Origin of the sequence: Methylobacterium sp. FF17 (genome assembly GCF_025813715.1) — a bacterium.
GTDB classification, from domain to species: domain Bacteria; phylum Pseudomonadota; class Alphaproteobacteria; order Rhizobiales; family Beijerinckiaceae; genus Methylobacterium; species Methylobacterium flocculans.
In genome coordinates this window covers 3,561,342-3,573,783 of record NZ_CP107532.1, presented here as the reverse complement: position 1 = coordinate 3,573,783, position 12,442 = coordinate 3,561,342, and the positions used below count along the sequence as shown (strand labels likewise).

At 70.6% G+C, this 12,442-nt stretch carries 11 protein-coding genes; 6 read left to right on the top strand and 5 right to left on the bottom strand.

The features are described 5' to 3' along the window. Positions 1–81 precede the first annotated feature (81 nt). Both OF380_RS16855 and OF380_RS16850 read right to left on the bottom strand, forming a co-directional pair. Entirely contained in the window at positions 82–267 is a 186-nt protein-coding gene (locus OF380_RS16855; RefSeq protein WP_264045944.1) for a YegP family protein, read from the bottom strand. A gap of 184 nt (positions 268–451) precedes the next feature. Continuing rightward, positions 452–1,945 (bottom strand): DEAD/DEAH box helicase, encoded by a 1,494-nt coding sequence (locus OF380_RS16850; RefSeq protein ID WP_264045942.1) that lies wholly within the window; start codon positions 1,943–1,945, stop codon positions 452–454. A gap of 434 nt (positions 1,946–2,379) precedes the next feature. Between OF380_RS16850 and OF380_RS16845 the strand changes: the two genes are divergently transcribed. Together OF380_RS16845 and OF380_RS16840 are read left to right on the top strand one after the other, a co-directional pair. After that, entirely contained in the window at positions 2,380–3,765 is a 1,386-nt protein-coding gene (locus tag OF380_RS16845; protein WP_264045940.1) for an oligosaccharide flippase family protein, read from the top strand. A gap of 29 nt (positions 3,766–3,794) precedes the next feature. After that, positions 3,795–5,018: a GNAT family N-acetyltransferase gene (locus tag OF380_RS16840; protein WP_264045938.1), complete on the top strand. Its 1,224-nt coding sequence runs from the start codon at positions 3,795–3,797 to the stop codon at positions 5,016–5,018. A gap of 36 nt (positions 5,019–5,054) precedes the next feature. Here the strand turns inward: OF380_RS16840 and OF380_RS16835 are convergent, their stop codons facing one another. From OF380_RS16835 to OF380_RS16825, 3 genes are all read right to left on the bottom strand, one after another. Then, entirely contained in the window at positions 5,055–5,402 is a 348-nt protein-coding gene (locus OF380_RS16835) for a hypothetical protein (protein WP_264045936.1), read from the bottom strand. Between the two features lie 15 nt (positions 5,403–5,417). Beyond that, positions 5,418–5,672 carry a hypothetical protein gene (locus OF380_RS16830; RefSeq protein ID WP_264045934.1) on the bottom strand — a complete coding sequence of 85 codons (255 nt, stop codon included), beginning with the start codon at positions 5,670–5,672 and terminating at the stop codon, positions 5,418–5,420. Positions 5,673–5,806: 134 nt separating this feature from the next. Then, complete coding sequence (locus OF380_RS16825; protein WP_264045932.1) at positions 5,807–6,115, bottom strand: hypothetical protein; 309 nt, start codon at positions 6,113–6,115, stop codon at positions 5,807–5,809. 175 nt (positions 6,116–6,290) lie between these two features. Here OF380_RS16825 and sseA point away from each other — a divergent pair, with 175 nt between their 5' ends. The 4 genes from sseA (at position 6,291) to OF380_RS16805 (ending at position 12,401) form a co-directional block, all read left to right on the top strand. Next, positions 6,291–7,139 carry a 3-mercaptopyruvate sulfurtransferase gene (gene sseA / locus OF380_RS16820; protein ID WP_264045930.1) on the top strand — a complete coding sequence of 283 codons (849 nt, stop codon included), beginning with the start codon at positions 6,291–6,293 and terminating at the stop codon, positions 7,137–7,139. Positions 7,140–7,149: 10 nt separating this feature from the next. Beyond that, a complete protein-coding gene (locus OF380_RS16815) occupies positions 7,150–8,004 on the top strand; it encodes an urease accessory protein UreD (protein ID WP_264045928.1) in 855 nt (284 codons plus the stop codon). A 273-nt stretch (positions 8,005–8,277) separates the two neighbouring features. Next, entirely contained in the window at positions 8,278–10,083 is a 1,806-nt protein-coding gene (gene atzF, locus OF380_RS16810; RefSeq protein WP_264045926.1) for an allophanate hydrolase, read from the top strand. 92 nt (positions 10,084–10,175) lie between these two features. Then, a complete protein-coding gene (locus OF380_RS16805) occupies positions 10,176–12,401 on the top strand; it encodes a glycosyltransferase family 2 protein (protein WP_264045924.1) in 2,226 nt (741 codons plus the stop codon). The last annotated feature ends 41 nt before the right edge of the window (positions 12,402–12,442 follow it).

Sequence of the window (12,442 nt, the reverse complement as noted above, 5' to 3'; positions counted from 1 at the left end):
GCAGAAAACGCACGAATCGGGAAAGCGTTTCCCTGCCCTCACCGAAGCGTGACCGTATGGTCAACGAAAGCTCCCGGCCCCTCAGGCGATCTTCAGGGTCATGTCGACGACCGTCGCCTCGGCGCTGCCGCGGACGAGATCGATGCCATGCTCGCAATCCGCTCGCCGGACGTAGCTTTCCGCCGAATCGGCCACCACGTTTCCGTTCTGCGCCCGCAGGCGCCAGCGCCAGCCACCGGCGGCATCTCGATAGAGTTCGAACCGCATCGCCCTGCCTCCCAGGAGCCCGGACCCACCGTCCGGCTTCCCTGAGATGGCATGGCGCGACCCGTTGACAATGCCTCTCGGGCGCTGGGCGATGCCCAAGGGTCGCGACGGGTCTGGACACGCGAACGCCGCCCCGGTGGACCGGGGCGGCGTTGCAAAGATCCAGAGAAATTTCGTCAGAGCGTCAGGAACGCGGACCGCGATCCAGCCAGCCGATAGCGCGGCCTTCGCCACCCTGCGGGCGCGGAGCCCGGGCGCGCTCACCGCGCGGCTCCGCCCGGCCCTCGCCCGGGTTGCTGGGCCGCCGGTCGCCACGGGGCTCGGCCCGTGATTCCTGGGGCCGGGGAGCACCCTCAGGGCGGCTCGAGCGGCCGGAGCCGCCACGGTTCTCGCCGCGACCCTCGAAGCCGCGGCCCTGGCCCGGACGGCCACCCGGACGGCTGCTCGGGCGCTGTCCCTGACGCTGACCGGGACGCTGGCCGTTCGGCGCCGGACGGCGCTCCTCGGCCTGGGCGGTGTCCGCCGCCTCCTGGCGGGACGGGGGCGTGAAGCCTTCGGGGAAGCCCGCAACGGGGATCTTCTGGCGCGTGGTGCGCTCGATGTCGCGCAGGTACGCCTTCTCCTCGTCGTTGCAGAAGGAGATGGCGAGCCCGTTCGCCCCGGCGCGCGCGGTGCGGCCGATGCGGTGGACGTAGCTCTCCGGCACGTTCGGCAGGTCGTAATTGATGACGTGGCTCACGGCCTCGACATCGATGCCGCGCGCCGCGATGTCGGTGGCGACGAGCACGCGGCAGGAGCCGTCCTTGAAGGCGGCCAGCGCGCGCTCGCGCTGCGGTTGCGACTTGTTGCCGTGGATGGCGGAGGCGTTGATCGAGACCTTCTCCAGGCCGCGCACCACCCGGTCGGCGCCGTGCTTGGTCCGGGTGAAGACCAGGACACGCTCGATGGCCGGATCGCGCAGGATGTGGTTCAGCAGCGCTTGCTTCGCGCCGGTATGGGCGAAGATGACCTCCTGGGTGACGCGCTCGGCCGTCGTGGCGACGGGGGTCACGGCGACCTGGACCGGATCGCGCAGGTACTGGTCGGCGAGGCTGGCGATGTTCTTCGGCATGGTCGCCGAGAAGAACAGGCTCTGACGCTCCTTCGGCAGCATCTTTACGATGCGCTTGAGTGCGTGGATGAACCCGAGGTCGAGCATCTGGTCGGCCTCGTCGAGGACGAGGATCTCGACGGCCTCGAGAGTCAGCGAGCGGCGCTCGATGAGGTCCATCAGGCGGCCGGGGGTCGCGACGAGGATGTCGACGCCGTTGGCGAGCGCCTTCTCCTGGCGGGAGATGGTGACGCCGCCGAACACCACGGTGTTGGTGAACGAGAGGTACTTTCCGTAATCGGAGAAGTTCTCGGCGATCTGGTTGGCGAGTTCGCGGGTCGGCGACAGCACCAGCACGCGGCAACCGCGGCGGATCGGCCGGCGCGGAGTCTCGGCGAGGCGGTGCAGGATCGGCAGCGCGAAGGCAGCGGTCTTGCCGGTGCCAGTCTGGGCGATACCACAGAGGTCGCGGCCCTGCATGGCGGGGGCGATAGCCTGCGCCTGGATCGGGGTCGGGCTCTTGTAGCCGGCCTCATCCAGCGCCCGCAGCACGGGCTGGGCGAGTCCGAAATCGGTGAATTGGGTCAAGGGGTAACTTTCAGGCAGCGGGACCGTGCCGGACGCCCTCACATCAGGAGGCTCGGCGTCGTAAGGGAGGATCGGTCCGTTGAGCTGGAGCCGCCCGCGTGCTGGGGCAGTCCGGGTGCATGCACGTTGAAGAGAGGGGCTCAGGTCGCTCGGGGCCCGCAGATGCGATCCGGCGATCCGTCACGCAGCCCTCTCAAGCGGAACCATGACGGCCGCTGACGCTGCAACTGCGATATGAGCCTTCGCGCCTGCGAAGTCAACGAGAACCCCTCACCGTGTGCGGCACAGCATGCCCCCATGCGTTAAGTGCATGGGATGGGGCAAAGATCGACTCGGTCGATTCGTACTCTCCATTGACGCGTCGGCAACAATGCGATGCTACCGCGAGGCCACGACGCCGATAGCCCGGTGGGCGTAAGGGGCCCCGAGGCTTCATGATCGCGCGCCACACTCTCACCTATGTCGGGTCCCGGGGCTTTGCCGCAGCCCTGAACATGGCGGCGCTCGCGGTGTTCACCCGCCTCGCCCCGACGGACGTGTTCGGGCTCTACCTTCTCGTCCTGTCCTGGGTCCTGGTCCTCTACAGCGCCACCTGTCAGTGGCCGAAGTTCTCGTTCTTCGCGCTCTACGCGGAGGAACGGGCCGCCATACAGGTCGGAACGGTGCTGCGGCTGCTCAGCGGCATGGTGACGGTCGCCGGCTCGGTCCTGGCCGGAGCGGCGGCCTTCGGCTTGGTCGCCCCCCCGGCGGCGCTCGCCGTCTTCGTGGCAGTGTTCGGCATGATGGCCTTCGAGGGAGCCGCCGAGATCGCCCGAACCCGGCTGGAAGTGGGGGCCGTCGCCCTTTCCATCGTCCTACGTGCCGTGCTCGTCCTGGCGCTCGGCAGCGCGGTGCTCCTTCTCGGGGGCGATGCGATGTCCCTCCTGCTCGCCACCGCCTTTGCCAACATGCTGGCCGCGATCCCCTCCCTGCTGGCGATCCGGGCGCTCCTGCGCGGACCCGGCGATTGGGCCGAGGCCCGGCGCCTCCTGGCCTATGGCTGGCCGCTGATCCTCTCGTTCGCCGCCGCCGCTCTGGCGCAGACCGTGGATCGCCTCATCATCGGCGCCAGCATCGGAGTCGGAGAACTCGGCGCCTACGGGGCCTTCGCGGATTTCCTGCGTCAGAGCTTCGTGGTGTTCGGCGACAGCATCGCCCTCGCCCTCGTCTCGATCGCCAAGCACGAGGCCCGGGACGGTGGGCTCCCGGCGGCGCGGCCGGTGCTCGAGGGGGCTGCGCGCCTGCTCGCCGTGATCGCAGCCTTCGGGGCCGTGTTCTTCCTCAGCTTCGACGCGATTCTCATCAACGTCCTGCTCGGGCCGGATTACCGCGAGACGGCCCTGCGGGTCGGACCCCTGCTGGTCGCGGCCAGCATCCTGCAGATGCTGCGCTCCTACTACTTCGGCCAAGTGATCTACTTCACGCGCACCAGCCATCTCGATGCCGTCGCGTCGGGCATCCTGCTCGTGGCCATCGGCGGGCTCTCGGCCGTTCTGGTTCCCCGCTACGGCGTCGAGGGGGCGGCGATCGCCATGGTCGTGGGGCAGGCGCTCGGCTGCCTCGTCTTCCTGTTCGGGGCACGGGACGGCAGCCGGATGCCGGTTCCCGTTCGCGATGTGGCGGCGATCGCGGGGCTCGCACTCCTGTGCGGACTCCTGCTCTCCGGTCTCGGCCACCTCCCGATCGGCTTGCCCGCCGTCACGGTTCTGAAACTCCTCGGCCTTGCCGCCGTCTCGGGCGCTACGGCATGGCACTTCAACATCCTGGGCGTGACCGACTGAGCGGCCCGCCACTTTCGGCGAGGCGCCTGATGCGACCGGAATCACGCCGCAGCGTGGTGACGCCGGACGGGCTCGTCGTCGCCCTGCGTCCCCTCGCTGCCAATGCGCCCTGGATCGGAGCGTGGCGCGCTCTCAGCCAACGCCCGCTCATCGACAACCTGTTCTACGATCCCGACTTCGCGCTGCCGGCCGCTGGGCCGTTCGGGGCGGGCGTTCAGGTGACCCTCGTTGGGGATCGTGCGCCGGAGGAACCGGGATTGAAGCTCCTCGCGGTCTGGCCGGTGCGGTTCACGCGCCTGCGCTGGGGTCTCCCGCTCGTGCTGACGATGGGTTGGATGCACGATTTCGGCATCTTCGGAGTTCCGCTGCTGGATGCCGCCGAACCGGCCCGTGCCCTTGACGGCCTCTTCTTCGGACTGCGCCGCCTCGTCGGCCGTCGCCTGATGCTCACCCATGTTCCGACCGAGGGGCGGTTCGCCAAGCTGCTCGCCGAGTGGCTCGACCACAACCGGCTGCGACATGCCCGGTTCTGGGCGCATGAGCGCGCCTTCATCGACCTTTCGGATCGCGAGGCGCCGGCCCGGGCGGCCTATCTCGGGCACATCTCGTCCCGCAAGCGGCGCAAGCTGCGCCAAGCGTGGGACCGCCTCGAAGCCGAGGGCGCCGTTACGGCCGAGACGATCCGCGCGCCGGCCGACCTGCCCGCGGCCATCGACGACTACATCGCGCTCGAGGCCGCGGGCTGGAAGGGACGGCGTGGAACCGCCATTGCGGACGACCCCGCCCAAGCCGCGATGATGCGCGACCTCGTCGCCGCCTTCGGCCGACGCGGTGCGGTGCGGATCGACCGTCTCCGCCGCGACGGACGGACCCTGGCGGCCGTGGTCAGCTTCGTGACGCGCGGGCAACTTTGGAGCCTGAAGATCTCCTACGACGCGGCCGCCGCGCGAAACTCCCCCGGCGCCCTCGCCTTCCACCGGCTGACGCAGGACATCGTCGCCGATCCGGCGCTCACGACCGCGGATTCCTGCGCTCCCCCGAACTACACCCTGCCCGAGACCTTCTGGACCGAGCGGCTGGCCCTCGCCCACATCCTCGTCGAGACGAAGGGCGGCGATCCGCTGTTTTTCCTCGCGGCGCAGCTGGAGCGTGCCCGCGCAGCCGCCAACCTGAGGCTCAAGGCTTGGCGCGACAGGCTACGCACCTGGCGGAGATCGGCGCCGTCCGAGACGGGGCCGAGCGCGGACACCTGAGGTATCGCCTGAGGCCAAGCGGGGCGCGCCGGCGCCTCACCAGCCGAAGCGGCCGATCTCCGCCAAACGGCTGCTGACGGCGGCCTCGTCCCGCCCGAAGGCGGCGATGCGCTGCGAGAGGCCGTAGCAGGTGCCGCAGAACCCGATCTGGAGCAACGGGATGCCGTCCGCCCTAGCCCTCGCCACCGAACCGATCAGGCAGACGATCAGCGGCTGGCCGTCCTGCGGAGCGAGGCACTCGGCACGCGGGCTTCCGAACACCGGCCGGTTCGGCCAGGCCAGCGAGATCACGGTTCCGCCGCGCCGGTCTGGGGCCGGGGGCACGGTGTAGCTGCGCAGGAACAGTGCCGCGAAGCCGAGAAGCATGGCAAGAACGGCGCGCACGGGGCCGGCCCCTGGTCAGGCCGGTTCGTCGAAGCGGCTCCAGCGGAACACCTCCGTGCCGGCTCCGTCGATGACGCGGACCGCCTCGGCGGGTGCGCCGGAACGCTGCGGCGCCCGAGCGCGGGCAAACAGCGTGAGCGCCCGCTCCTTCGCGGCCTCGACGGTGCCGGTGCGGACCGAGATCCGCTGGCGAACGGGGTCTTCGCCGCGCGCACCGGCCTCGTCCTCGGAGGCCAGCACTTCGATGTGATACGTCTCGCGCGGGTTCAAGGCGGCTCCGTCCGGCTGCGGTGTCGAATACTCCTTAAGTCACGGACACGGTACCTGGCACCGTCCCGACGCAGGCTGCGACGAAAAAGGCCGGACCCGAGGGGCCGGCCGCTCCGTTCCCGAATCCCGGTGAGCTAGCGCGCCGGAGCGCCGCTCGACGTGGAGCCGGATCCGGTCGCACCCGGGGCGATCGGACGGCCCGCACTGGGGATCGGGGCCGCGTTCGGGCTCCGCGCCGCACCCATGCCGGGACTCGCCGTGCCGCTGGCGGGACCGGCGGAGCCGAGGGAACCGGGACTGCCCGTGGTGGCCGAGCCGCCGGACACGCTGCCGGGATTGCCGCTGGAGCCGCCCGTGCCGCCGGGCATGGTGGATTGCGCCTGGGCGGCGCCGGACAGGATGGCGCCGAGCGACGCGGCGAGGACAAGGGAAGAGAGGCGCATGGATCGTGCTCCTGAAGCATGTGGACTCCCCTGGGCAACCCCGGCGGAAGGGGCTGGTTCGATCGTCCCCGGTCCCGCGAGGCGTGCAACACGGTCCGGGATGTGGTTTGGTGAGCCTTCCTCCACACGCGACCGCGGCCGCGGCCGGTCTCCGGTCCATCGAACAGAGAACACCATGGCGACGACGCCCTTTGTCACGGCCGAATGGCTTCAGACCCGCCTCGGCGCCCCGGACATCGTGATCCTCGACGCTTCCTGGTACCTGCCGGCCCAGGGGCGCGACGCGCGGGCCGAATATCTGGCCGGGCACATCCCGGGCGCGATCCGCTTCGACATCGACACGATGAGCGACGAGACCTCGCCCCTGCCCCATACGCTGCCCCGGCCGGAGGTGTTCGCCTCCCGCATGCGCGCGCTCGGCATCGGCGACGGCGCCCATATCGTGGTCTATGACGGGATGGGCCTGTTCTCGGCCCCCCGCGTTCGCTGGATGCTCCAGACCTTCGGCGTCCGCGATGTCGAGATCCTTGAGGGCGGCTTTCCGGCCTGGGTCGCGGCGGGCTATCTGGTCGAGGACGGCGAGGGTCGGCCGCGCGCCCGGCGCCACTTCACCGCCCGCCTCGACCACGGTGCCGTGGCGGATGCGAACGACGTCGCCCGCGCCCTGGAGACCGGTTCGGCCCAAGTCGTGGATGCGCGCTCGGCGCCGCGCTTTCGCGGAGAGGAGGCGGAGCCCCGCCCCGGCGTCCGGCCGGGCCACATGCCGGGTGCGCGCAACGTCCACTATTCCGCCTTGCAGGCCGGGGGGCGCCTCAAGGATGCGCAATCCCTGCGAGCGGTCTTCGCCGAGAATGGCGTCGATGTGAGCAGACCCGTGGTGACGACCTGCGGGTCCGGCGTCACCGCCGCCATCGTCGGATTGGCCCTGGAGACCCTCGGGCGTCCGCCGCGCGGGCTCTACGACGGGTCCTGGTCGGAATGGGGTTCGGACCCCGAGCGCCCCGTGGCCACCGGCCCGGCCTGACGCCACCGCCATGCTGCACCCGGACCGCCCGGATCTCGCTGTCGCGGTGCCCGTTCGGCAGCGCTCGCGTGGGCGCGCCCATTTGCGGGTCGATTGTGCCGATGGGCGCGACACCCGCATCCGCGACATCGCCGAGGCCGGCCCCTTGCGGCTGCGTCTGCCGCGCCGCCCGCGCGGCCCCTGCGAGGCGGTGCTCCTGAACACCGCCGGCGGGATCGCCTGCGGAGACCATTTCAGCGTCACGGTGGACGTCGGTGCCGACGCCGACCTCGTCCTCACCACCGTCGCGGCCGAGAAGATCTATCGCTCGGATGGTCCGGTGAGCCGGTTCGAGACGCGGGTGACCCTCGCGGCGGGGGCGCGCCTCGCGCACCTGCCGCAGGAGACGATCCTGTTCGATGGAGCCGCCCTGGAGCGCCGGTTCGAGGCGGATCTGGCGTCGGACGCGCGCTTGCTGGCCTTCGAAGCGGTCACCTTCGGACGGACCGCACGTCAGGAGGCGATCACGCGCGGACGCTTCACGGATACCTGGCGCATCCGGCGCGGCGGCCGCTTGGCCTACGCGGACTCCCTCTGCCTCGACGGCGCCCTGTCGGACCACCTCGCGCGCGCGGCCATCGGCGGCGGTGCTCGCGCCCTGGCGACGTTGCTCGACGTCGCGCCCGATGCCGAGGCGCGCCTGGAGCGCACCCGCGCGATCCTCGGCGAAGCCGAGATCGAGGGCGTCTCGGCGGCCGCGAGCGCCTGGAACGGCCACCTCGTCCTGCGCATCCTCAGCCGCGACCCGGATGCCCTGCGCAGCCTCGCCCAGCGGGTGCTCACGGCCTACCGCGAGGCGCCGCTGCCCCGGGTCTGGCAGAACTGAGCGCCCCCTTGACAGTTCAGGGGCTGGGGCGGGCGGCACGGAGGATGCAAGACCCGGCACCGTCCGCCGGCGCCGGCATCCCGGCCCTGCGGCCGGCTTCCGTCCGCAACGTTCCGGTGACGCAAGGGCTCGGGATCGCCCCGGTGGCGGAAAGCGGAGCGACTTCGGTCGAGGAACACGCGAATCACCCGCGCCGCCCCGATCGCGGGATTGCCATCTGGTATCGGGGCCCGCCCGATACCGGAGCGCGGTCATGAAGGAGATCAGGATTCCATGCTGCCCCCCATCCTCGATGCCGCGCGCCTGCGCTCGGTCTACGCGTCGGGCGCCCTGGATCCCGTCGCCGTCGCGGAGCTGATCGCGGATCGGATGGCGGCCTCGGCCGACCCGGCGATCTTCATCACCCCCGTCCCGCGGGCCGACCTCGTAGCGGCGGCGCGCGATCTGATGGAGCGGCATCCCGAGCCGAATTCCCTACCGCTCTGGGGGCTGCCCTTCGCCGTCAAGGACAACATCGACGTGGCGGGGCTGCCCACCACCGCCGCCTGTCCGGCCTTCGCCTATACGCCCGATCGGGATGCCGAGGTGGTCGCGCGCCTCAAGGCGGCGGGTGCCTTGGTGACCGGCAAGACGAACCTCGACCAGTTCGCCACCGGCCTGAACGGCACGCGCTCGCCCTACGGCGCACCGCGCAGCGTCTTCGACGCAGGCTACGTATCCGGCGGGTCGAGTTCGGGCTCTGCGGTGGCCGTGGCGGGCGGGCTCGCCTGCTTCAGCCTCGGCACCGACACGGCAGGGTCGGGCCGCGTTCCGGCCGCCTTCAACAACATCGTGGGCATCAAGCCGACGCCGGGAGCCTTGAGCACGACCGGTCTCGTCCCGGCCTGCCGCAGCCTCGACTGCATCACGGTCTTCGCCGCGACGGTGGGGGACGGCGTCGCGGTGCGCCGGGTCGCCGAGGGCTTCGACCCGGCCGACCCGTTCTCACGGCCGGTCGCGCCGCGACCCCTGCCCGCCTCCGGCCTGCGCTTCGGTGTCCTGGAACCCGGTGAGCGCGAATTCTACGGGAATACCGAGACGGAGGCCCTGTACGATGCCGCCATTGCCCGGCTGCAGAGCCTCGGCGGCGTTCCGGTTCCCTTCGACTACGCCCCGTTCCGCGAGATCGCGGCCCTGCTCTACGACGGCCCCTGGGTCGCCGAACGCCTGGCCGCCATCGAGGCGTTCTTTTCCGATCACGCGGCGGCCATGGACCCGAGCGTGCGCGCCATCGTCGAATCGGCGAAGGGCTACAGCGCCGTCGACGCCTTCAAGGGTCGCTATGCCTTCGAGGCCCTCAAGCGTCGCACCGACACGATCCTGTCCGGCCTCGACGTCCTGCTCCTGCCGACCTCGCCCACCACCTATACGGTGGCCGAGATGCAGGCCGAGCCGATCGCGCGCAACAGCCATTTCGGGCGGTACACCAACTTCACGAACCTCCTCGGGCTCGCCGCCATCGCGATCCCGGCCGGCTTCGGGCGCGATGGTCTCCCCGCGGGAGTGACGCTGCACGGGCCGGCTTTCAGCGACGAGGCCCTGGCGCCCTGGGCCAACGCCCTGCACCGCGGGCTCGATGGCGGGATGGGCCTCGACCGGAGCGCCGCTCTTCCGGACGAGAGCCGCGTGCCGGCTATCACCGAGACCCGGATTCCCCTCGTGGTGGTCGGCGCACACCTCACGGGGCTCGCCCTCAACCATCAGCTTCAGGATCTCGGCGCGACGTTCCTTCGGGCCACCCGGACCACGCCCGATTACCGGCTCTTCGCCCTGCCCGGCACGGTTCCGGCCAAGCCCGGGCTCCTGCGCGAGCCCGGCCATGCCGGGCCGGGACTGGAGGTCGAGGTCTGGGGCCTCGACCCCGCGAGTTTCGGGCGCTTCGCGGCGGCGATTCCCGCGCCCCTCGGGATCGGCAAGATCACGCTGGCGGACGGGGATTGCGCCTCCGGCTTCCTATGCGAGGCGCATGCGGTGGCCGGGGCTCCGGAGATCACCCATTACGGGGGCTGGCGCGCCTATCTCGCGGCGATCCAGGCCTGAACGCGTCACGCTTGCGGCGTCCCGCGCGCTTGCCCTAAACCCCGGCCGGCAGGCGCACCTCCCGGCGCGTCCGCTTCGGAGAGGATCCGGGTTTGCCTCGCATCGTTCGCTGTCGTCTCGACCCCTTCAGCCAGATCGTGGCCGACGGGGAGCCCGACACGTGGCGCGCGACTGGCGGCGACCCGCATTTCCGTCTCTGGCCGCCGGCGGATCGCAAGCGCCATCGCGGCGGCTGGGTCCGTATCCGGGCGGACCTCGCGGCCATCGACCGCGCGAAGCTGACGCCGCTCCTCTATGTCGATGACGGCAAGGGGTTTCGCGAGACTCTGACGATCCCGCTCGAACTCGCCGGAGGCGGGATCGACAATCTCGTCCGGCTACCCCGCCGCGTCCGTGGCCTGCGTCTCGATCCCATGAGCGGAGCCGGCCGGTTCCGTCTCGGGCCGGTGACCCTGGAGCATCTCGGCCCCCTGGGTACGGCCCGAGAGATCGCCCGCCGCCTCGTCGCCCGTCTGCCCGAAGCCGAACGCACGCCGCGCGCGATCCTGACGCGCCTTCGCGTCCTCGCCCGCGAGAATACCCCTGCAGAGCTGTGGCGCGCCTTCATCGCCAGTGCCCGGCCGCGCCCGGTCCCGGCCTCCTACAAGGCCTGGATCGATACCGTGGAGACGCCGGCACGCCGCTCGATCGCAGAGATGCGTGCCGAGATCGCCGGCTTCTCGCTGCGGCCCCGCATCTCCATCGTCATGCCGGTCTACAATACGCCCAAGCGCTGGCTGGAGGCGGCCATCGCCTCCGTCCAGGCACAGGCCTACGAGGATTGGGAGCTCTGCCTCTGCGACGACAACTCGTCGGACGCCCATGTCTGGCCCATGCTCCAGGCCTATGCGGCCGCCGATGCCCGGATCAAGCTGCATCGGCGCAGCAGCAACGGACGCATCTCGGCCGCGTCGAACGACGCGATGGCGCTGGCGACCGGCGCCTACATGACGCTGATGGACCACGACGACGCGATCCCCGACAATGCGCTCTACGCGTTCGTACGGGTCCTCAACGACGATCCGAGCGTCGACTTCATCTATTCGGATGAGGACAAGATCTCCATCGACGGGGTGCGCTACGATCCGTTCTTCAAGCCCGACTGGTCGCCCGAGGCGCTCGAATCCTGCATGTACACGGCGCACCTGGCGCTCTACCGCATGGACATCGTCACGCGCATCGGAGGCTTTCGGGACGCCTGCAACGGCGCGCAGGATTACGATTTCGCCCTGCGCTACACCGAGCACGTCCGCAACGTCGTGCACCTGCCCCAGGTGCTCTATCACTGGCGCGCCATTCTGGGCTCCACGGCCCAGACCATGGACAACAAGGACTACGTCATCGCCGCTGCGATCCGGGGGCTCGAGGACCGGGCGCGCCGCACCGGGGAACTCGATTACGCGCGGTCCAGCGCCTACAAGGGCTGCTTCGAGCTGCGCCGCAAGCTCAACCAACGGCCCCTGGTCTCGATCGTGATTCCGAGCGCCGGGCGCGACAGCGTGGTCGGGGGCCGCGCCGTCGACCTGCTGGCGGCCTGCCTCGACAGCGTGCGCCTGACCAGCACCTACGAAACCATCGAGTTCGTCGTGGTCGACAACGGCGACCTGCGCCCGGGCACACAGGCTGCGCTGGACCGGCATGGGGCGCGCCGCGTGACCTATGCCGACCCGGTCTTCAACGTGGCGGCCAAGATGAACCTCGGGGCGAAGGCCGCAAGCGGCGACGTGCTCATCTTCCTCAACGATGACATCGCGGTGATCACGCCGGACTGGATCGAGGCGATGCTGGCGCTGCTTCAGATCCCGGGCGTCGGCGCGGTGGGGCCGAAACTCCTGTTCGAGACAGGGGAGATCCAGCATGCCGGCGTCTCGGTGGTGGACACGACGCCGGACCATGTCCGGCGCGGTTTTCCCGGCGACGATCCGGGGCACTTCTTTTCCACGGTCGGCAACCGGAACTACCTCGCGGTGACGGGCGCCTGTCTGATGCTGCGCCGCGCCGATTTCGAGGCGGTGGACGGCTTCGACGAGGCCTTCGCAGTCAACTACAACGACGTCGACCTCTGCCTGCGCCTGTGGGCGCGCGGCCTGCGCATCGTCTATTGCGCGCAGGCCAGCCTCTACCATTACGAGAGCCGCAACCGCGACCGCACCGTCGAGGCGGACGAGCACCAGCGCTTCCGCGACCGGTGGGCGGCGACCCTGCCGCGCGATCCCTACTATGGCGAATGGTTCGAGGCCCGGCCCCCGACCTTCGAACTCGATCCCGCCCGCTTTTAGCGGGGCTGCCCTCGGACCGTTCTGAACCCACACCGTGGTCG

Bases quoted from the DNA above. Each gene is read 5' to 3' on its own strand.
- OF380_RS16840 (WP_264045938.1), top strand. From the start codon at position 3,795: ATGCGACCGGAATCACGCCGCAGCGTGGTGACGCCGGACGGGCTCGTC.
- OF380_RS16855 (WP_264045944.1), bottom strand. From the start codon at position 267: ATGCGGTTCGAACTCTATCGAGATGCCGCCGGTGGCTGGCGCTGGCGC.
- OF380_RS16815 (WP_264045928.1), top strand. From the start codon at position 7,150: ATGCTGCACCCGGACCGCCCGGATCTCGCTGTCGCGGTGCCCGTTCGG.
- atzF (WP_264045926.1), top strand. From the start codon at position 8,278: ATGCTGCCCCCCATCCTCGATGCCGCGCGCCTGCGCTCGGTCTACGCG.
- OF380_RS16845 (WP_264045940.1), top strand. From the start codon at position 2,380: ATGATCGCGCGCCACACTCTCACCTATGTCGGGTCCCGGGGCTTTGCC.
- OF380_RS16825 (WP_264045932.1), bottom strand. From the start codon at position 6,115: ATGCGCCTCTCTTCCCTTGTCCTCGCCGCGTCGCTCGGCGCCATCCTG.
- sseA (WP_264045930.1), top strand. From the start codon at position 6,291: ATGGCGACGACGCCCTTTGTCACGGCCGAATGGCTTCAGACCCGCCTC.